The organism is Pseudomonas sp. PB103 (genome assembly GCF_009764635.1).
Lineage (GTDB): Bacteria > Pseudomonadota > Gammaproteobacteria > Pseudomonadales > Pseudomonadaceae > Aquipseudomonas.
This window is the reverse complement of sequence record NZ_RWIL01000016.1, coordinates 19,291-39,389: the sequence shown is the minus strand read 5'-3', so window position 1 is coordinate 39,389 and position 20,099 is coordinate 19,291. Positions and strand designations below refer to the sequence as shown.

Annotated in this window: 18 protein-coding genes; 9 read left to right on the top strand and 9 right to left on the bottom strand. The window is 59.7% G+C overall.

Going from position 1 to position 20,099, the window contains the following annotated elements:
• The first annotated feature begins 239 nt into the window (after window positions 1-239).
• Window positions 240-1,214 carry a D-glycerate dehydrogenase gene (locus EJA70_RS03145; RefSeq protein ID WP_158829548.1) on the top strand — a complete coding sequence of 325 codons (975 nt, stop codon included), beginning with the start codon at window positions 240-242 and terminating at the stop codon, window positions 1,212-1,214.
• A gap of 148 nt (window positions 1,215-1,362) precedes the next feature.
• Window positions 1,363-1,872: a DUF2165 family protein gene (locus tag EJA70_RS03140; RefSeq protein WP_158829546.1), complete on the top strand. Its 510-nt coding sequence runs from the start codon at window positions 1,363-1,365 to the stop codon at window positions 1,870-1,872.
• A gap of 19 nt (window positions 1,873-1,891) precedes the next feature.
• Here EJA70_RS03140 and EJA70_RS03135 read toward each other — a convergent pair whose 3' ends face one another.
• Window positions 1,892-2,794, bottom strand: coding sequence for a DMT family transporter (locus EJA70_RS03135; RefSeq protein ID WP_158829544.1), 903 nt, complete (start codon window positions 2,792-2,794; stop codon window positions 1,892-1,894).
• Between the two features lie 284 nt (window positions 2,795-3,078).
• Here EJA70_RS03135 and EJA70_RS03130 point away from each other — a divergent pair, with 284 nt between their 5' ends.
• A complete protein-coding gene (locus EJA70_RS03130) occupies window positions 3,079-3,954 on the top strand; it encodes an AraC family transcriptional regulator (RefSeq protein ID WP_158829542.1) in 876 nt (291 codons plus the stop codon).
• Window positions 3,955-4,095: 141 nt separating this feature from the next.
• On the opposite strand, the gene EJA70_RS03125 is transcribed toward EJA70_RS03130, so the two are convergent.
• The 6 genes from EJA70_RS03125 to EJA70_RS03100 form a co-directional block, all read right to left on the bottom strand.
• A complete protein-coding gene (locus tag EJA70_RS03125; RefSeq protein WP_158829540.1) occupies window positions 4,096-6,525 on the bottom strand; it encodes a TonB-dependent receptor in 2,430 nt (809 codons plus the stop codon).
• A gap of 198 nt (window positions 6,526-6,723) precedes the next feature.
• Entirely contained in the window at window positions 6,724-7,713 is a 990-nt protein-coding gene (locus EJA70_RS03120) for a FecR family protein (RefSeq protein ID WP_158829538.1), read from the bottom strand.
• Complete coding sequence (locus tag EJA70_RS03115; RefSeq protein ID WP_158829536.1) at window positions 7,710-8,276, bottom strand: RNA polymerase sigma factor; 567 nt, start codon at window positions 8,274-8,276, stop codon at window positions 7,710-7,712. Before EJA70_RS03115 ends, EJA70_RS03120 begins: the two co-directional genes overlap by 4 nt.
• Window position 8,277: 1 nt before the next feature.
• Window positions 8,278-8,604, bottom strand: a complete 327-nt coding sequence (locus EJA70_RS03110; RefSeq protein WP_158829534.1) for a DUF3325 domain-containing protein — start codon at window positions 8,602-8,604, stop codon at window positions 8,278-8,280.
• Complete coding sequence (locus EJA70_RS03105) at window positions 8,604-10,190, bottom strand: PepSY domain-containing protein (RefSeq protein WP_158829532.1); 1,587 nt, start codon at window positions 10,188-10,190, stop codon at window positions 8,604-8,606. Before EJA70_RS03105 ends, EJA70_RS03110 begins: the two co-directional genes overlap by 1 nt.
• Window positions 10,187-10,492 carry a DUF3649 domain-containing protein gene (locus EJA70_RS03100; RefSeq protein ID WP_008087787.1) on the bottom strand — a complete coding sequence of 102 codons (306 nt, stop codon included), beginning with the start codon at window positions 10,490-10,492 and terminating at the stop codon, window positions 10,187-10,189. The genes EJA70_RS03105 and EJA70_RS03100 overlap by 4 nt, the downstream gene beginning before the upstream one ends.
• A 190-nt stretch (window positions 10,493-10,682) precedes the next feature.
• Here EJA70_RS03100 and EJA70_RS03095 point away from each other — a divergent pair, with 190 nt between their 5' ends.
• The 4 genes from EJA70_RS03095 (at window position 10,683) to EJA70_RS03080 (ending at window position 15,299) form a co-directional block, all read left to right on the top strand.
• Entirely contained in the window at window positions 10,683-11,171 is a 489-nt protein-coding gene (locus EJA70_RS03095) for a sigma-70 family RNA polymerase sigma factor (protein ID WP_158829530.1), read from the top strand.
• On the top strand, window positions 11,168-12,100 hold the full coding sequence (locus tag EJA70_RS03090; RefSeq protein WP_158829528.1) for a DUF4880 domain-containing protein: 933 nt from the start codon (window positions 11,168-11,170) through the stop codon (window positions 12,098-12,100). The genes EJA70_RS03095 and EJA70_RS03090 overlap by 4 nt, the downstream gene beginning before the upstream one ends.
• A 179-nt stretch (window positions 12,101-12,279) precedes the next feature.
• Window positions 12,280-14,613 carry a TonB-dependent Fe(3+) dicitrate receptor FecA gene (gene fecA / locus EJA70_RS03085; protein ID WP_158829526.1) on the top strand — a complete coding sequence of 778 codons (2,334 nt, stop codon included), beginning with the start codon at window positions 12,280-12,282 and terminating at the stop codon, window positions 14,611-14,613.
• Window positions 14,614-14,930: 317 nt separating this feature from the next.
• Window positions 14,931-15,299 (top strand): endonuclease domain-containing protein, encoded by a 369-nt coding sequence (locus tag EJA70_RS03080; RefSeq protein WP_158829524.1) that lies wholly within the window; start codon window positions 14,931-14,933, stop codon window positions 15,297-15,299.
• A gap of 264 nt (window positions 15,300-15,563) precedes the next feature.
• Here the strand turns inward: EJA70_RS03080 and EJA70_RS03075 are convergent, their stop codons facing one another.
• Window positions 15,564-15,971: an HPF/RaiA family ribosome-associated protein gene (locus tag EJA70_RS03075; protein ID WP_008087781.1), complete on the bottom strand. Its 408-nt coding sequence runs from the start codon at window positions 15,969-15,971 to the stop codon at window positions 15,564-15,566.
• A 200-nt stretch (window positions 15,972-16,171) separates the two neighbouring features.
• The gene (locus EJA70_RS03070) at window positions 16,172-17,119 is read right to left on the bottom strand and encodes a LysR substrate-binding domain-containing protein (protein WP_007914183.1); all 948 of its coding nucleotides are present in this window, start codon (window positions 17,117-17,119) and stop codon (window positions 16,172-16,174) included.
• 135 nt (window positions 17,120-17,254) lie between these two features.
• Between EJA70_RS03070 and EJA70_RS03065 the strand changes: the two genes are divergently transcribed.
• Together EJA70_RS03065 and EJA70_RS03060 are read left to right on the top strand one after the other, a co-directional pair.
• The gene (locus tag EJA70_RS03065) at window positions 17,255-18,631 is read left to right on the top strand and encodes an L-serine ammonia-lyase (protein WP_158829522.1); all 1,377 of its coding nucleotides are present in this window, start codon (window positions 17,255-17,257) and stop codon (window positions 18,629-18,631) included.
• A gap of 86 nt (window positions 18,632-18,717) precedes the next feature.
• Window positions 18,718-20,019: a serine/threonine transporter gene (locus EJA70_RS03060; protein WP_158829520.1), complete on the top strand. Its 1,302-nt coding sequence runs from the start codon at window positions 18,718-18,720 to the stop codon at window positions 20,017-20,019.
• The last annotated feature ends 80 nt before the right edge of the window (window positions 20,020-20,099 follow it).

Sequence of the window (20,099 nt, the reverse complement as noted above, 5' to 3'; positions counted from 1 at the left end):
GCGAAGGAACCCCGAGCCCCAGCGAGCGGGCCGAACGCAGGAGCAAAGCCTTTTCGGTTACCTTTTCGGCGTTTGGAAAAGGTGACTCGCCGTAAGGGCGAAACCTCAATCCGCCATCACAAAAAAACGGATATACACCCAAAACCCCAAGAACATGGTCGGCCCAAAGGCCGCCAAGACACCCCCAAGGCAAAAATGTTAGCGTGCTTGGCATCAAGCCCGACAACGAGCCAAAACCAATGAAAAAAACCGTCCTGGCCTTCAGCCGCATCACCCCGCCAATGATCGAACGCCTGCAACAAGAGTTCGACGTCATCGTCCCCAACCCAAAAACCGGCGACATCAACGCCCAATTCAACGAAGCCCTGCCCCACGCCCACGGCCTCATCGGCGTCGGCCGCAAACTCGGTCAGGCCCAACTCGAAACCGCGACCAAACTTGAAGTCGTCTCCAGCGTCTCCGTCGGCTACGACAACTACGACCTCGACTACTTCAACCAACGCGGCATCATGCTCACCAACACCCCCGACGTCCTCACCGAAAGCACTGCGGACCTCGCCTTCGCCCTGATCATGAGCAGCGCCCGCCGCGTCGCCGAACTCGACGCCTGGACCAAGGCCGGCCAATGGCAAGCCAGCGTCGGCGCCCCGCTGTTCGGCTCTGACGTACACGGCAAAACCCTCGGCATCGTCGGCATGGGCAACATTGGCGCCGCCATCGCCCGCCGTGGCCACCTCGGCTTCAACATGCCGATCATCTACAGCGGCAACAGCCGCAAGACCGAACTCGAACAACAACTCGGCGCCCAATTTCGCAGCCTCGACCAACTGCTGGCCGAAGCCGATTTCGTCTGCCTGGTGTTGCCTCTCAGCGAAAAAACCCGCCACCTCATCAGCCACCGCGAACTGGCCCTGATGAAACCAAGCGCCATCCTGGTCAACATCTCCCGTGGCCCGGTCGTCGACGAACCCGCCCTGATCGAAGCCCTGCAAAACAACCGCATTCGCGGCGCCGGTCTGGACGTCTACGAAAAAGAACCGCTGGCCGAATCGCCACTGTTCCAACTGAAAAACGCCGTGACCCTGCCGCACATCGGCTCGGCCACGAATGAAACCCGCGAAGCCATGGCCAACCGCGCCCTCGCCAACCTGCGCAGCGCCCTGCTCGGCGAGCGCCCGCAGGACTTGGTGAACCCGCAAGTCTGGCGCGGATAAAAGAGCACGGGCAAGTGCGACATCGTACTTGCCCGTTCGTTATCGCCATACATAACTTGAAATCGAACAACAGACAAAATCAAACAACAGCATTATAAGCTCTGCCCGGCTGCCGAATGATCGACAAGCGCTATGGAGAGCTAAAGCCGTGAACATCCTGAATACCGACAAACTGATCCGCTACAGCAAAGTGATTCTGATGGCTTACATCAGCTTCTTTGGCCTGCTGGTGTTAATACACAACTTCACCGACTACGATGCAAACTACACCTACGTGGGTCACATCCTGAGCATGGACACCACCACGGCCAGTGAAAACATCAAGTATCGAGCCATTGAGACGCCGATGATTCATCACCGGATCTACTGGTTCATCATCACCCTGGAAGTCACCTATACCGTGCTTTGCCTGATTGGCACTTATCAGTTGCTGCGCCATATCAACGCACCCGCCGAGGTATTCCACGAGGCAAAAAAGTTCTCGATCATGGGCATACTTGCGGCAATCTTCATTTATTACGTCTGCCTGCAAACCGTGGGAGTGGAGTGGTTTGACATGGACAGTTCGCAATCATGGAATGCCAAAGACTGGGCACGGCATATTGTTGATTTCATGTTTCCGGTGATGATTTACATCACCTTGAAAGTCGAGCACTGAAGTTCAGCACTCGTTTATTTCAAGCCAACTTTCCCTGAACCGGCACCACCACTCTTTTCGGCTTACGAAACACCAGTACATTACCCAGCATCACTAACACCAGGCCCACCAGCGCCGGCGCTGTCCATTGATAACCTTCGGCAAACGCCGAGACGTTCAGCGCCACCACCGGGAACAACACCGTGCAGTAAGCCGCCCGCTCCGGGCCCATACGCCCGACCAGCGTCAGATAAGCAGTGAAGCCGATGACCGACCCCGGAATCACCAGATACAGCAGCGCACCGACGTAACGCGGTGACCAGTCCATGTCGAACGGGATGCCTTTGACCAGACACCACACCGACAACATCGCCGCGCCGTACGCCATGCCCCAGGCATTGGTGGTCAGTGGTTTGAGCCCGGCCTTTTGTTGCAGGCTCGAAAGCATGTTGCCCGCCGAGAAACACAAGGTGCCGCACAGTGCCAAACCCAGCCCCAGAAGGGTTTGTGGACTGGCCTGATGCCCGGCCAACTCAGGCCAGAACAACATGCCCAAGCCAAACAGCCCCAGCGCACCGCCCATCAGCACATTGCGCGCAATGCGCTGGCCAAAGAACACCCGTGCATTCAACGCGTTCCACAGCGTTGCGGTTGAGAACACCACCGCGACCAGACCGCTGGGGATCCATTGGCTGGCGGTCAAAAAGCACATGAAGTTCACACAGAACAGGCACAACCCCTGCGCCACGCAAATCAGATGGCCCCGACGATTCATCGGCTGCAGTCGACGACTGAGCAACAGCAACACGAACAGCACCAGTGCGGCGAGACCGAAGCGATAGACAATCGACACCGGAATCGCGACCACGCCCAGTTGCCATTTCAAGGCAATCCAGGTGGTGCCCCAGATCAGCACGGTCAGCAAATACAACGACAGATTCATGGTGCGAGCTCCTGGAGATAATGCCGAACGCTTTTCTGTGGCGAGCGAGCTTGCTCGCGCTGGGCTGCGAAGCGGCCCCAAGAATCTGGCTGCCTACACATTGTTGTGAGCGCTGCGCACTCATGCGGGAGCAAGCTCCCTCGCCACAGGTTTTGCGTTGGATAGGGATTGAGCGTGATGTACCCAGCGTCGGCGCGCTTGCAGATTCTTGCGCTTTTGTCTGGCGGCGGGCTGGCAGCGCGGCGTCTACGGAGTAGGATGCAAGGCGTTGAAGAGAACCGATCATGGCCGCCATCGATACCCTGCAAGTCTTTCAAGCGCTTAACCGTTCGCCGAATGCACGCCTTGTGCACAGCGCCGAGCTCGGTGACGGCTTGTCGGCAGCCTTGTGGACCAACCACCACGACGCCCAGGAATACGAAGCGCCGAGCCATCACACCCTCTCGTGCTACATCGATGGCGGTACGGGCACGTTTCGTCGCGGCCAGCCAGGCAACAAGGGCGGGCCGGACAAACTGTGCATCCTGCCGGCTGATCACCAGTCCGGTTGGGTCATCAATGGCGATATCCGTCTGGCGCACCTGTATTTCAGCCCTGAACAATTTGCCCTTGGTTGCGTCACCTTGCTTGATCGCGAGCCACGGGAAATGCAGTTGCGCGAACAGACCTTTCTCGAAGACCCGCAGCAGGCGCAGCGCTTTCGGCATTTGCTGACCCTGAACTGGGAAGAGCCCGCCGAACGCTTGCTGACCAGCAGCCTGGCGCATGAACTGATCAGCCACACCTTGCTCAGCCAGGTCGGCGCGCGTCAGGGTCTGCGTCTGAAGGGTGGGCTGGCAGCGCATCAACGCCGGCAGTTGGTGGAGTTCATCGACAGTCAGCTGGCCGAGCCGATCAGCCTCGGGCAATTGGCGGGATTGTGTGCCTTGTCGGAATACCACTTTGCGCGGATGTTCCGCGTGAGCTTCGGCCTGCCGCCGCACCAGTACCTGCTGGCAAGACGTTTGAGTCGCGCGCGGGAATTGTTGCGCAGCACTTCGTTACCGTTGGGAGAGATTGCGCTGGCGTGCGGGTTTGCCAGTGCGAGCCATTTCACCAACCGTTTCAAGCAGGTGTTGGGTGGGACACCAGGCGAGTATCGGCAGGCGTTTTTGCGGTAGAGCGGAATTCTTGATGCCTATCAGGGCCTCATCGCTGGCAAGCCAGCTCCCACAAATTATTCAGTCGTTCGCAAAGTTTGTGTTCGACCAAGAACCTGTGGGAGCTGGCTTGCCAGCGATGAACGATGACGCGGTTGCGACTCAGAACTCCAGGGTGCTGGACAGCGAGATCTGCCGCGAATCGCCCATCGACACAAAGAACCGGCTCGCCGCCGAGGTGTAGTAAGTGCGATCAAACAGGTTCTTCACGTTGAGCTGAAACTTGACCTTCTGCCCTTCAACCTTGGTGTCGTAGGTAGCAAACGCATCAGCCACGGTGTAGCTCGGCAGATCGAAATCATTCACCGCGTTACCCGCCCGCTCACCGACATACCGCGCCCCGGCGCCAACGCGCAATTGATCGCCGCCGATCACGCTGCCGAAGTCATACACCGCCGACAACGAGCCGGTGTTCTTCGCCACGTTTTGCAGGCGTTTGCCTTTGTAGTCCGGGTCCTCGGTAACTTCGGCGTCGGTGTAGGCGTAGCTGCCGATCATGCTCCAGTGCTCGCTCAGTTGCCCGGTCAGGTCCAGTTCCAGACCGCGCGAGCGCACCTCGCCGGCCGCACTGTAAATCGTCGTCGGGCCCTCGGCGTTGGCCACCAGCACGTTGCGTTTCTTGATGTCGAACAAGGCGATGTTACCGGTGATGCGGCCCGGCATATCCAGACGCGCACCCAGCTCCCACGACTTGGCTTCTTCCGGCGCGATGCTGCCGTCGAGCACGGTGCTGCTACCGCTCAGCGGGGCGATGGTCGAGTTGGGTTTGAACGATTCGGTGTAGCTGCCGTAGAACGACAGGGCGTCGGTGTAGCGATACACCAGGCCGGCGCGCGGCACCCACTTCTGCCCGTTGCTGTCGGTGTTGGCCTTGAACGGCACGCCTTTGCCGGCGTACTGGTCGTACTCCTGAAAGCGCCCGCCGGCGACCAGAATCCATTGATCGGTGAGGTGAATCGAGTCCTGCATGAACACCGAATCGCTGCGCAGTTCATCGGTCTGCGCGCTGTCGGCGGCACTGACCGTGGTGCCTTCGACTTCACGGCCATACACCGGATTGACGTAGCTGAAGGTGCTCAGGCTTTTCTGGCGAATCAGGTCAGCGCGATAGATCTTGCGGTACTCGTCGTCGACGCCGAACACCAGGTCATGCTGCATGCCCAGCACATTGACTTTGCCCTCGAGACTGGCGGTGGTGAAACGGTCAGTGCTGATCGCGTTTTGCGTGCCGTCCATGCTGCGGGTCAGCGTGCCTTTTTTGGTGTCGATGGCAGTTACGCGCACCTGACTGGCGTCGTAGGTCTCGCGGTTCCAGCTGTAGCCGAAATGGGCTTTCCAGTCGTCGTTGAGTTCGTGGTCGGCTTCGAAATGGTAGAGATCAGAACGCCCTTCCATGTTGTTGAACGGCTCATCGAGACGCTCGTTGCGCGAGATGTCCAGCGGATGATTGGTGCGCGGATCGATCAAGGTGCCACGGTCGAACGGCGTGAGAAATTCGCGATGCTCGTAGGCGAACAACAGCTTGGTGCTTTCACCGAACCAGGCCAGCGACGGGGCAATCAGGGTTTCGCGGTGGGTGCCGAAATTGCGCCAGTAATCTTCGTCTTCGTGGTCGAGCACCATGCGATAGGCCAGCCCGGAATCGCCCAGTGCGCCGGTGCTGTCGAAGCTGCCGCCGCTGCCATTCTTGCCGTCGCCGTAGGTCGAACCGCGCAGGGTCAGCGCGTTGTATGGCGTCAGTTCGGGTTTCTTGCTGACCATGTTGACCACGCCGCCGGGGTCTTGAATCCCGTAGAGCAACGAGGCCGGGCCCTTGAGCACTTCGACGCGATCCACGGTAGCGTTCATGCCACGGCCCTGCACGATCGGCATGCCGTCGCGCATGATCGAGCCGTTACGGTTGTCGCCGAAACCGCGGGTCATCACCGAGTCCTGCGTGCTGCCCAAGGTGTTGCCTTGGGTGATGCCGCTGACGTTGGCCAGTGCGTCGTCGAGATTGCGCGGTGCCTGATCGCGGATGACCTGCGTCGGGATGACGTTGACGGTCTGCGGGACTTCCTGCAGCGAGGCCGACGAGCGCATCACCGAACTGGTTGGCGGCGGCTGGTAGCTCGTCGATTCGTCGCGCAGCGAGGTGATGGTGGTGGCGCCGAGGTTCAGTGCGCCTTCTGTCGGTTTGGGTTCCAGCGCCAGGGTGTGGCTGTCGATGCGGCGAAAGTTCAGACCGGAACCTGTGAGCAACTTCTGCAGCGCCTGTTCCGCACTCATCTGGCCGCTGACCGCCGGCGCGGTGAGACCGTACGGCGCTTCATCGGTATAGACCACGCTTTGCCCGGTGACGCGGCTGAAGTCGCTGAGGGCTTGCGGCAGCGGTTTGGCGGCCAAGGCGAAATTGAACTGTTTTTGCGCTTGGCTGCTGACAGTTTCAGCGGCCAGGGCGATGCTCATCGGCAACAATGCCAAAGCCGAAAAACTCAATGCCGACACGCTTAACCACTGTTTGACCGAACCCGATTTTGCCCTGGACTTCATTGCTCAATGACCTGTGTAGAACCGCAACGGATGCGAATGACTCGCAGTTTCAGTCACTACACGGATGGCGTTCGGGTTTACCTCATCACGATTTGAAAATATTTTTTCAAGATCAAAAGATCGCAGCCTTCGGCAGCTCCTACATTGGAATGCGTTCCCTGTAGGAGCTGCCGCAGGCTGCGATCTTTTGACGTCGCCTCAACGCAAAATAATCAAATGCCCAAACACCTGATGCTGCTCAAACCCCAACACCCCTTGCAGAGAATTCAGAACAGCCTGCGGATCCTTGCTCGGAAAACTGCCACTGACCTTGCGCGCCGCCAGTTCATCATTGAGCAGCACAATCCGCCCCGGGTAATACCGGCGCAAATCCTCCACCACCTCCGCCAATGTCGACTTGTAGTAAGTCAGCCAGCCCTGCCGCCAGGCCAGTTGCGCCTCGCTGTCCACTGCATGGACTTTTTGCGCTGTACCGTCGGCATAAGCGACTTGCTGCCCCGCCGTGAGAATCTGCTGTTCGCCAAGATGATCCGCCTTCACGCCAACGCGTCCTGACAATACCGTGACTTGCGCGCCATGCGGCTGCAGACGCACTTCGAATTGCGTCCCGAGCACCCGCGCTTCACCTTGATCAGCCGCCACCACAAACGGATCGCCGGTGTGCGTCACGCTGAAAAAACCGCCGCCGCGACGCATCTGCACATGGCGCTCGCCACGGCTGAAATCCACGGCAATCGCGCTGTCGGCATCGAGGGTCACTTGCGATTGATCGGCGAGGGTCAGCGTGCGGATTTCGCCGGGCGCGGAAACATAATCGGCGCCCAGATCATCGACCCAGCGCTGCGGTTGCCAGCCCGTACCGAGGCTGACCATCAGCAGCAGGCATGCGGCCAGCGCCAGCGCGGCCGACCAGCGTTTCAACTGCGTACCACGCGGTCGGTCCATTGCCTTGAGGTAACCCTGCAACGCCACGTCATCTTCAGCGGCCAGGGTTTGCGCCGGGCCTTCGCTCAATTCCCAGACAACCTGGGCCTGCGCATAGGCCTCGGCATGCGCCGGGTCGGCGCGCAGCCATTGGCTGAAAATCAGTTGATCGCCAGCACTCGGTCGATCGTGCAACAGGCTCAGCCAGGCGAAGGCAGCCTGTTCCTGAGCGGGCGTCGGGCTGACGCGGTCGATGTGAGTCACGGTGCTTTCCCTGGCGTGCGTGGCGCGGGTTCGCGCAGGCTGGCCTTGCAGGCCTCGAGGGCGCGCATCATATGTTTTTCCACGGCACTTTGGGACAGGCCCATCGCCTTGGCGATGTCTGCGTACTTGCGACCGTGGATGCGATTGAGCAAGAAGATCTGCCGAGTGCGCTCGGGCAGCGCGCGCAACGCGGCTTCGACATGGCGCAGATCATTGCCCGCTTCAAGCGCGGCTTGTGGTTCGCTGCAGTGGCTGTCCGGCTCATCCGGTTGCCAGCCTTCGTTGACCCGCGTACGCGTGCCTTCGCTGCGCAAATGGTCGATGGCGATGTTGCCGGCGCAGCGCAAAAGATAGGTGCTGAGTTCTTCAACCTGCACCAACGGCCGGCGCCAGAAGCGCAGAAACAGATCCTGCACCAGATCCGCTGCTGTCGCCCGGCAGCCGACACGCCGGTTCACCAGCGCCTCCATTTGCGAACGCTGTGACAGGAACACCTGGAGAAAATGCGCACGTGCGCCGCGCGGTTCGTCGTCGCGCGATTCCGGAGGGACACCGATCAGCACGTCAGCACTGCGCCCATGCAGCAACCGGGCTGGCCAGCAGACTCAGCCCGGCCAGTGCCAACGCCAGACGCGGGCGATAAGGCAGCAGCAACACCAGGGTCAATGCGCTAAGCATCAGCACGGCGAACCAGTCGACCAGACCAAAACTCCAACCGTTCACGGTCACCGCCGCCCACAACGACAAACACAGCAACAACCAGCCAGCGATTTTCAGCCCCTGACGACGCAAGGCCGAAGGTTTGTGGCCGAGCAGTTCATCGTGGTGTCGCGGCATCGACAGACACAACGCGGTGAACCCTGCGTAACACAGCAGCAGCGCCAACAGCATCAGTTCGCTCCCTGCTCAAGGGTGATCGGCCGAGCCTTTTCACGACGGGTTTTTTTCACGTTGACGGTGCTGCCGGCACGCTGCATTTTCCATGCGGCCCACGCCAGAAACACGCCGGTGGCGAGGCAGGTCAGATCAAAACCGGCGAGAGTCCAATCGCCCTGCGTCAGGGTCGCCGCGAGATTCCACGGCGTGGTCAGCGCATTGATCACCGGCACGGCCGTAAACAGCAACGCGCCGCACGCGAGTTGCTCGACCCAGGCCTTGCGACCCGGACGCAAAAGCGCGTGTATCACGCTCAGACCCCATGCGATAAAGAACGCATTCACTTCCCAGTCCGCACGCCCGGCGAGACCTGTCGGCAGCAGACGATTGGCCAGGAAAAACACCGCCACCGCCGACACCAGCCCGGCCATGCTGGCGATGTTCAGCACCTCCACCAAGCGCAGCTCGAATGACATCACGCCGCTTTTGGCATGTTTGAGTTGACGCTTGCCGAGCCAGATCACCAGCCCGGTGCCGATCATCGCGGTGCCGGCCAGCCCGCAGATGAAGTACAGCCAACGCAAGACCGGGCCGGCGAAGTGGCCCATGTGCAAACCGTAGAACGCGCCGCCGACGGCCATGGCCATCGGCTGATCCGGCGTGCTGCCGAGCATCTGCCCGCTGACGCCATTGAAGGTCACCGCACGACCGAAATCATGCACTACGCGGTCGCTGGCACGCGACAGCACCACCGTCGTATTGGCGTCGCCCGGATTGTTCACCGACAGTCGCGCCGTATGGCCGCCTGACCATTGCTCACTGGCCTTGGCCAACAGCGGTGCCATGGGCGCCAACGCCTGAGGAATGTTGGCGCGTTCCGGGGTAGTGGAGGCCGGGAACACTTCATCGTAAAACTTGCTCACGTCGCTGCCGTACGAAGCAAGGATGCTCGCCGGCATGACCATCGACATGAAAATCACCAGGCTGCTGTAAGTGATCATCAGGTGAAACGGCAACACCAGCACGCCCACCGCGTTATGCCCGTCAAGCCACGAGCGCTGGCCTTTGCGTGGACGGAAGGTGAAGAAGTCCTTGAAGATTTTCTTGTGGGTGATGATCCCGGTGATCAGCGCGACAAACATCACCATCGCGGCGATCGTCGCCAGCCAGCGCCCCCACGGATAAGGCATCTGCAACTGGAAGTGGAAACGGTAGAAGAACTCGCCGCCCATGCTTTCGCGGCCCTGCACTTCGGCGCCGGTCTGGGCGTCGAGGGTTTTCGATTCGAAACGTCCGCGTACGCCGGGTTGCGCGGGCGCCTGTTGCCAGCGCACGGTGAGGCCGGGGTCACGAGCATCGGGCAAGTCGATCAACCAGCGCGAAGCGCCGGCCGCATGTTGCTGCAGATAATCTTGCGCCAGGCTCAGGCTTGTTTCGGCATTGATCGGCCGCGCCGGGATTTCCGGCTGCATCCAATGCGTGGTTTCGTCGTTGAAATAGGCCAGGGTGCCGGTCAGAAAAATCGCGAACAGCAGCCAGCCGAACACCAGTCCGGTCCAGGTGTGCAACCAGGCCATCGCCTGGCGAAAGCCCTCTTTCATGCAAAACCCAACCCGCGCGCGGCGCCGGAGATGGTCGCCAGAATCACGCTCGGCACCAGCAGACCGACCCACGCCGACCATGCGGTGCGGCAGGCGAAGCACCAGAGCACAGCCACCAGATAGACCAGAAACGAAACGGTCATGCCGGTCACCACGGCTTCGGCACGGCTCAATGGCAACCACATCGTCAGTGTGACACTGGCCAGCGCCGCGACCAGATAACCGCCAAACACCGCGGCCAGCACCCGTGAGGTGACGGCCAGACGATAGGACATGGGGAGTGCGGCGAGTTTGGCTTTCATGTTTCGACCCTGAAACGAAAACGTCCGGCCGACAAGCCGAACCAATAGGCGAGCAATATTAATGATAAATATTCTCATATGCAAAAGCATCTGATTGCCGGGAAGTATAACCAGCCTCTACAATGCGAACAGTTCTTGTTCTCTAACGCATGCTCTCTACCGCGTCATCACAGCGCCCGGAGTAATACCGTTGTCGTCCGTCCATTGCGTCGAATCGCTTTATCAGGCCCATCACAGCTGGCTTACCGGCTGGCTGCGGCGCAAGCTCGGCTGCCCGGACAGCGCGGCGGATCTGGCGCAAGACACTTTTATCAAGGTACTGACCGCGCGCGAGCCGCCGGTGATCATCGAACCGCGCGCCTTTCTCACCACCCTCGCCAAGCGGATAGTGTTCAATCACTACCGCCGTCAGGACCTGGAGCGCGCCTACCTCGACACGCTCGCGCAAATGCCGGAAATGGTCGCGCCGTCGGAAGAACACAAAGCCATCATCCTGCAAACCCTGATAGAACTGGATGAGCTGCTCGATGGCTTGCCGCGTCAGGTCAAACGCGCCTTTTTGCTCGCGCAGGTCGATGGCCTGACGTATCCACAGATCGCCACTGAACTCGGCATCTCCGTGGCCACGGTCAAACGTCATCTGAACAAGGCGGCGATGCGCTGCTATTTCGCCCTATGAACCGCGCGCCGGATTTCTCCTCGCAGGTCGCCGAACAAGCGGTGCACTGGCTGATGGAACTGCAGCAAGGCGCACTGAGTCCGCACCAGCAGAGGGCGATGCAACAGTGGCTGGATGCGCACAGCGAACACCGTCGGGCGTGGGAACACATTCAGCGGGTCAACCAGCGACTGCGCGGTGTGTCTTCGCCATTGGCGCATGCGGCGTTGAACGCGCCGAAGTCCGCGAGTCGACGTCACGCACTGAAACTGCTGCTGATTCTCGGCGCGGGTTCGGCCGCCACCTGGGGCATGCGCGAACATAATCCGCTGCCGTCGTTGCTTGCCGATTACCGCAGCCCGGTGGGTCAGCGGCGGAAAATTTCGTTGGGCAGCGCCGATCAGTTGCAGCTCAACACCGCCAGCGCGGCCGATGTGCGTATCGATCAACGATTGATTCGGCTGCTCGAAGGCGAAATCCTCCTGACCACCACGCAAGCGTTCGAGGTGCGCACGGCGCAGGGGATGCTGAGGACTCAGGGAGCACGGCTCAATGTGCGGCAATTTGCCGATCGCACGCAGGTTGCACTGTTTGAAGGTCGGGTCGAACTAAGCGCCGATGGGCGTGCACCGATGCTGCTGCCAGTGGCACGGCAACTGAGTTTTACCTCGACGTCTGTTGGTGAAGCGAAAGCGCTGGATGCCAACAGTGGAGCGTGGGTGGACGGCATGTTGGTGGCGGCGCATATGCGCTTGGGGGATTTTCTCGATGAACTCGGTCGCTATCGTCGTGGGCAGCTTAATTGCGACAGGAAGGTTGCTGATTTGTTGATCTCCGGGACGTACCCGCTGGACGACAGTGAGCGGATTCTTGATCTGTTGGAAATCAGTTTGCCGGTGAAGGTGAGGCGTTTTACCCGCTATTGGGTGACCGTTGAGGCGCGGGTGTAAGGAACAAGATCAAAGGATCGCAGCCTTCGGCAGCTCCTACAGGAGATATGCATTCCAGATGTAGGAGCTGCCGCAGGCTGCGATCTTTTGATCCTTGAAAAATAAATGAGCCGTTTTTCAGATCTGGCGTGACAGAGAAGGAAAGCCCCCTTGATTCCACCTTCTCAGGATCACCCACCATGCACCCCACCCGCCTCACGCCACTGGCCCGCACCCTGCGCAACCTCGTCCTCGGCGCCAGCCTGAGCTTCAGCGCCCTGCCCGCCGCGATGGCGGCCGACACCAAGGCTTATCACATCGCACCGTCGTCGCTGGAAAACGCCCTCAACCAGTTTGGCCGTGAAGCGGGTGTGCTGATCTCTTTCGGTTCGCAAGTCACCAGCGGTGTGCAAAGCCGTGGCCTGGAAGGCAGTTACACGCCCGAGCAAGGTTTGAACGCTTTGCTCGAAGGCACCGGTCTGCAAGCACGCGCCGAAGGCAATAACGCCTTCAGCCTGCAACCGGTGGCCGATGCCGCACTGGAACTGGACACCTCGAAAGTCGTCGGCGACTGGCTCGGTGAAGCCGAACAGGTCAACGTCTTCGAACATCCGGGCGCTCGCGATGTGATCCGCCGCGAAGAGTTCGAACGTCAGGGCGCGACTCAAGCGCGCGATGTGCTCAACCGCATCCCCGGCGTCAACGCCCCGGAAAACAACGGCACTGGCAGCCATGACATGGCGCTGAACTTCGGCATCCGTGGTCTGAACCCACGCCTGGCTGCACGCTCGACCGTGTTGATGGACGGCATCCCGGTGCCGTTCGCGCCGTACGGTCAGCCGCAATTGTCGTTCGCCCCGATCAGCATGGGCAACATGGATGCCGTGGACGTGGTTCGCGGCGGCGGTGCTGTGCGCTACGGCCCGCAGAACGTCGGCGGCGTGGTCAACTTCGTGACCCGCGCGATTCCTGACGAGCCAACCGTCAAGGGCGGCTTCCAGACTGAAACCAGCCCTTCGTCGAGCCATGATGGCTTCAAGACCAGCGCCAACCTGCTGGCCGGTGGCACCAATGCCAATGGCCTCGGCGGCGCGCTGCTGTATTCCGGCACCCGTGGCGGTGACTGGCGCGAACACAGCGACACCGAAATCGACGACCTGATTCTCAAGGGCAAATATCAGCTCGACGAGGCCAACAGCTTCAACGCCATGGCCCAATATTACGAAGGCAAGGCCGACATGCCCGGCGGTCTGAACGTCGCCGATTACGATGCCGATCCGTATCAGTCGACGCGTCCGAAAGATCAGTTCTGGGGCCGTCGCACGATGTTCAACTTCGGCTATCGCTACCAGGAAGATCGCCGCGAATTCACCGCCAATACCTTCTTCACCAAGACCCTGCGTAGCGGTTATCTCGATCAGGGCACGTTCCTCTCGCTGTCGCCGCGCGAGTATTGGGTGCGTGGTCTGGAAACCCGTTTCGCCCAGGGCTTCGACCTCGGCCCGAGCAGCCATGAAGTCGGCGTCGGTTATCGTTACATCAACGAAGCGGGCCACGAACTGCGCTATCGCACGCCGATCGCCAGCAACGAATACCCGACCACCAACAGCCGCAATGACCGCGACACCCGTGGCGGCACAGAGGCCAATGCGTTCTTCGTCGACGACCGCATCGACATCGGCAAATGGACCATAACCCCGGGCGTGCGCTACGAGATGATCGAGTCGCAGCAGACCAACAACCTGACCAACGTCAAATACAAGGGCGACTACAACACCGCGCTGCCGGCGTTGAATGTGCTTTATCACCTGACCGACAGCTGGAACCTGTACGCCAACACCGAAGGTTCGTTCGGCAGCGTGCAGTACAGCCAGATGCCCAACCGCGTCAGCAGCGGCGAAGTGAAACCGGAAAAGGCCCGTACCTGGGAACTTGGCACCCGCTATGACAATGGCGCGTTGCGCGCGGAAATTGGCGCGTTCCTGATCAACTTCGACAATCAGTACGAAAGCAACCAGACCAACGATTCGGTGATCGCCCGTGGCGAAACCCGTCATCAGGGCATTGAGACCAGCGTCAATTACGCGCTGGATGACTTGAGCCCGGCGCTGGCAGGTTTCGATGTCTACGCGACTTACGCCTTCGTTGACGCGACCATTCGTGAAGACGGGCCGAACAAAGGTAATCGGGTGCCGTTCGCCTCGAAGCACAAAGGCACGATCGGCGTGGGTTACACCGAAGGGGCGTGGAAGTTGAATCTGGACAGCAGTTTCCAGAGCGATCAGTTCGCTGATAACGCCAACACCTCGCAAGAAAGCGCCGACGGCAGTACCGGCAAGATTCCGGGTTACATGCTTTTCAGTAGCCGCGCGGGGTATGACTTCGGGCCGCAGTTGGCGGATCTGAACGTGGCGGTGGGGGTGAAGAACATCTTCAACACGCAGTACTTCACGCGCTCGTTTGATGACAACAACAAGGGTAAATATGTGGGGGAACCGCGGACGGTCTATGTGCAGACTTCGGTAGCGTTCTGAGGATTGAAGAGCCCCTCACCCTAACCCTCTCCCGGAGGGAGAGGGGACTGATTGGGGGATGCTCATGATCTCCGTCGACCTGAACGTGCAGTGCGCAATCCATAATCGTTTGAACCTGAAGCTGCTTTGCCGAATACATAATCGACTAGACCTGTAGCGGCTTTGCCGAATACATAATCGACTCGGTTTTTCAGGTCGATGTACCCCGCGAGACACTTCGGTCGGCCCCCTCTCCCTCCCGGAGAGGGCTGGGGTGAGGGTCAGCAGGTCATGGTCTACAGTAAAACTTCAAATCAACTTCACAAGGATCGTGAAGCATGCAAACTCGCCCCACCCTCGTCCAATTCTCCCGCCAGCTACGCGCCAAGCAAACCGACTGTGAACACCTGCTCTGGCAAAAGCTTCGCTCACGGCAAATCGCCAATCTGAAATTTCGTCGACAGTTTCCCTGCCCGCCTTATGTGCTGGATTTTTACTGTGCTGAATTGAAGTTGGCGATTGAACTGGATGGTGGGCAGCACTATGAAAAGCCGGGATTGATGTACGACCAGCGCCGAACAAACCATCTGTACCAGCGAAGCATTCAGGTCGTACGTTTCAGCAACCTGGAAATACTTCAGCAGATGGATGACGTGCTGGAGCAGATCCTACGAATTGCGTCAGTTCGAAGATTGCCCTCACCCTAACCCTCTCCCAGAGGGAGAGGGGACTCACCGGGAGATGCTCATGATTTCCGTCGACCTGAAATTGCTTTGCTGAAGCCATAATCGACGCCTTCTTTCAGGTCGATGCACATCACCAGACACCTTGGTCGGCTCCCTCTCCCTCGGGGAGAGGGCTGGGGTGAGGGGGCAATCTCAAGTCTTACCCAGAAATCATCCACACCCAAACAAAAACGGGCCTGCTTTCGCAGGCCCGTTCTCATCGGGTGGCTTATAAAATCAGCGCCATCAACTGTTGATCGCTGCCTGTTCATTCTCATCAAACTCTTCCGCCAACAGCTTGTCGTTGGCCTTGCCACTGAATGGCACTACAGCGGCGCGTGGTTTACCTCGCAGTTTGCCGAAGAGGTGCTCCAAAGCATGCTCGAGTTTTTCGGCAGCGCCGTCGATCGCCTGTTCCAGCGAATCGGCTTTATGGGTCACGGAAATCGGTTGATGGCCTTTTGGCCGCGCTTCCAGTTGGCAGCGCATGTCATGCGGACCTGGTTTGTCACCGTTCTCGTCGCTCAGGTGGACTTCGACACGGGTCAGGTCTTCTTCATAACGTTCGAGCGTGCTCTCAATGGTTGTACGTACCCACTCCTCCAGTCGTTGACTACTTTGAATATGGTTATCGCTGTTGACTTGGATTTGCATAGTTCATCCCTTATTTCAGCTAGCTCGCGAGGGGCCTTGAATTGAATTTCCTGACCCCTTGGTTACAACAATCGGCCCGACCGGCGAACATTTCAACCCCTGAAAAAAGATAAATATTCATTCGCAAAAAAAGCCGGACAACCGAGCAAAGCGCTGGTAAGGTCGGGAGTTGGGTCGCCCCGTCATCCTGCAAAATTTGCTCACAATTGCCCGTCGTTCAACGGGTGCAGACTGCGAAATATCCCCGCCTCTTCCACCAGCCAATCATGCACCGCACGCACGCCCGGATGGCTCAACGCCCCTGGCGCGTACAGCAACACGTAACGTTTATGGTTGGGCACCGACAGGCCGAACGGCACAATCAGCGTGCCGCGTTCCAGCTCATCGTTAAGCAATGTGCGCCGGGCAATCGCCACGCCCATGCCGGCAATCGCCGCTTCAATGGTCAGGTGATTGCGGTTGAAGGTGTGCCCGCGCCGTACGTCGGCGCCCTCAAAACCGATCGCATTCAAATAAAACTCCCACTCCGCGTATTCATAACTGCCGCGCCAGGCGGTGATGTCGTGCAGCAACGGAAAATGCACCAGATCCGCCGGCCCGTGCAGCGGCGGTCGCCCGCGCAACAGGCTCGGCGCACACACCGGGAAAATCTGCTCGTCGAGCAAGGCTGTGGATAACAGCCCCGGGTAACTACCGTCGTTCAGATCGATCGCCAGATCAAAGTCACCCTCGTGCAACGGCACGCTGCTGTCTTCGGCGACCAGCCGTAGCTGAATGTCCGGATAGCGCTGTTGCAAACGTGGCAGGCGCGGCGTCAGCCACTTGCTGAGAAACGACGGAATCGAGCGCACACGCAAGATCCCGCTGATCATCCCGGCGTCGAGCCGACGCAATTCCGCGTCGATGCTGCCATACGCCTCATTGACGGTAATGGCCAGCCGCTGCCCTTCTGCACTCAGTTCCACACCGCGCGCCCGCCGATGAAACAGGCGAAATCCCAGGCGTTCCTCCAGTTGGCGAATTTGCTGGCTGACCGCGCCGGGGGTGATGTGCAGCTCTTCGGCACAACGGGTGAACGACAGATGCCGCGCGGCACAGGAAAACACCTGCAGCCAGACGTAGGTCTGCGCATGCAATTGACGACTCATGGTTTAGTCCTGCTAAAGGCTTACTTAGGAAGTTTCGTTAGTCACGTAGGACTGAGGTAGGCAGTATCGCCGACATTGCGCTTGTCCTACAAAAAATGGCAGCGATTCCCACTCCATTGCTTGTAAGGGTTTAGCATGGCTATCAGTGTTTTCGATCTATTCAAAGTCGGCATCGGCCCGTCCAGCTCCCACACCGTCGGCCCGATGCGGGCGGCTGCGACCTTCGCGCAGGCGTTGATCGACCAGTGTTTGCTCAACGATGTGCGCCGTGTAGAGATCCGCCTGTACGGCTCGTTGTCGGCCACCGGCGTCGGTCACGCCACCGACCGCGCAACCGTCATGGGCCTGATGGGCGAATGGCCGGACAGCATCGATCCGTCGACCATCGATCCGCGCATTCAGCAATTGCGCGAGACAGGCCAACTGTCCCTCGCCGGGCAAAGAGAAATTGCCTTCAACTGGCAGCGCGATCTCCTGCTGCTCGACGAGAGCCTGCCCTACCACCCCAACGCCATATCGCTGACAGCCTTTGGCGAAACGGCCGAGCTGTTCAAGCAGACGTACTACTCGGTGGGCGGCGGTTTCATCATCGAAGCGGCCGAAGCCGAGTCCGGTGTGGCCCCCGCTGGCGACGTGGTGTTGCCGTACGACTTTTCCAGCGCAGCCGAACTGCTATCACTGTGCAAGAAGAACAACCTGCGCGTGTCCGAACTGATGATGGCAAACGAACGCGCCTGGCGTAGCGACGCCGAAATCCGCCAGGGCCTGCTGCACATCTGGTCGGTGATGCGCGAGTGCGTCGAACAAGGCCTGCGCCATGAAGGCATCCTGCCCGGCGGTCTGAATGTGCCGCGCCGTGCGGCGAAATTGCACCGCAGCCTGTTGGAAATAGGCAAGCCGAACGTGATCAGTTCAACACTGTCGGCGATGGAATGGGTAAACCTGTTCGCCCTCGCCGTCAACGAAGAGAACGCTGCCGGCGGGCGCATGGTCACCGCGCCGACCAATGGTGCAGCCGGGATCATCCCGGCGGTTCTGCACTACTACATGAAATTCAATCCGGACGCGTCTGACGATGACGTGGTCGCCTTCTTCCTCGGTGCGGCCGCCGTCGGCATTCTCTGTAAGAAAAATGCCTCGATCTCCGGCGCCGAAGTGGGTTGCCAGGGCGAAGTCGGTTCGGCGTGCGCCATGGCCGCAGCCGGCCTTGCCGATGTGCTCGGCGCGACCCCGGAGCAACTGGAAAACGCCGCCGAAATTGGCCTGGAACACAACCTCGGCCTGACCTGCGACCCGGTCGGCGGCCTGGTGCAGGTGCCGTGCATTGAGCGCAATGCGATCGCCGCCGTGAAGGCGATCAACGCCACGCAAATGGCCCTGCGCGGCGACGGCAACCACTTCATTTCCCTCGACCGGGTGATCCGCACCATGCGCGATACCGGCGCCGACATGCATGACAAATACAAAGAGACTTCACGGGGTGGCCTGGCCGTGAGCTGGGTGGAGTGCTGAGGCGCATTCCCTGACCGCCCCGGCAGACCGCATTCGACGGTCTGCCAACCGTGAGCCCGAGCAAGAATAATAACGAGGCGATACCGATGACCGATGTACGTACACCTGCTGCCGAAAATCCCGCTGTAGAGCGCACAAGCAAAACAGAAACGGCCCACAAGGGCTGGAGCAAACCCGACACCACCTGGATGCTGGGCCTGTACGGCACGGCCATCGGTGCCGGTACGTTGTTCCTGCCAATCAACGCCGGTGTCGGCGGTTTCTGGCCGTTGCTGATTCTGGCGGTACTGGCCTTCCCGATGACCTTCTTTGCCCACCGGGGCTTGACCCGTTTCGTCTTGTCCGGGCGTTCCGGGAACATCACCGAAGTGGTGGAAGAACACTTCGGCGTCGGCGCCGGCAAGCTGATCACGCTGCTGTATTTCTTTGCGATCTTCCCGATCCTGCTGGTGTACAGCGTGGCGCTGACCAACACCCTGAGCAGCTTCCTCGAACACCAGTTGCACATCGCCCCACCACCACGGGCGATCCTCTCGCTGGCGCTGATCCTCGGTCTGATGGCGATTGTCCGCTGCGGCCAGACGGTGATCGTCAAAGCCATGAGCGTGCTGGTTTATCCGTTTGTCGCAGCCTTGTTGCTGCTTGCTCTTAGCCTGATCCCGAACTGGAACGGCGCGTTCTTCGCCAGCGCTCAGGAAGCGATGCCGATGTCGGTGTTCTTCAAAACCATGTGGCTGGCGATCCCGGTGATGGTGTTCTCGTTCAACCATTCGCCGATCATCTCCGCGTTCGCGGTTGATCAGAAGCAGCGCTACGGCGAGCAGGCCGACCGCAAGAGCAGCGGCATCCTCGCCATGGCCCACGGCATGATGGTCGTTACGGTGATGTTCTTCTGCTTCAGCTGTGTGCTGGCGTTGTCGCCGGCGGATCTGGCAGCGGCGAAGGCGCAGAACATTTCGATCCTGTCGTACCTCGCCAACCACTTCCAGACCCCGGTCATCGCTTACGCCGCGCCGTTGATTGCGCTGGTGGCGATCACCAAATCCTTCCTCGGCCACTACATCGGCGCCAGCGAAGGCTTCCAGGGCATGATCGTGAAAAGCCTGCGCAGCCGTGGCCGGGTGATGTCGGCGAGCTGGCTGAATCGCGCGACCGCCGTGTTCATGATCCTCAGCTGCTGGGCCGTGGCGACCTTCAACCCAAGCATTCTGGGGATGATCGAAACCCTCGGCGGGCCGGTGATTGCCTGCCTGTTGTTCCTGATGCCGATGTACGCCATCCGCCGTGTACCAGCCTTGCGCCAGTATTCGGGCCAGGCATCCAACGTGTTTGTGGTGTTGATCGGCCTGATTGCACTGTCAGCGATCATCTACTCGGTTCTGCCCTGAAAACGCGCCATAAAAAAAGGCGAGCCAAGCGGCTCGCCTTTTTTATGCCCGTGTTCATTGTTCGACAATTTTCCCGGCAC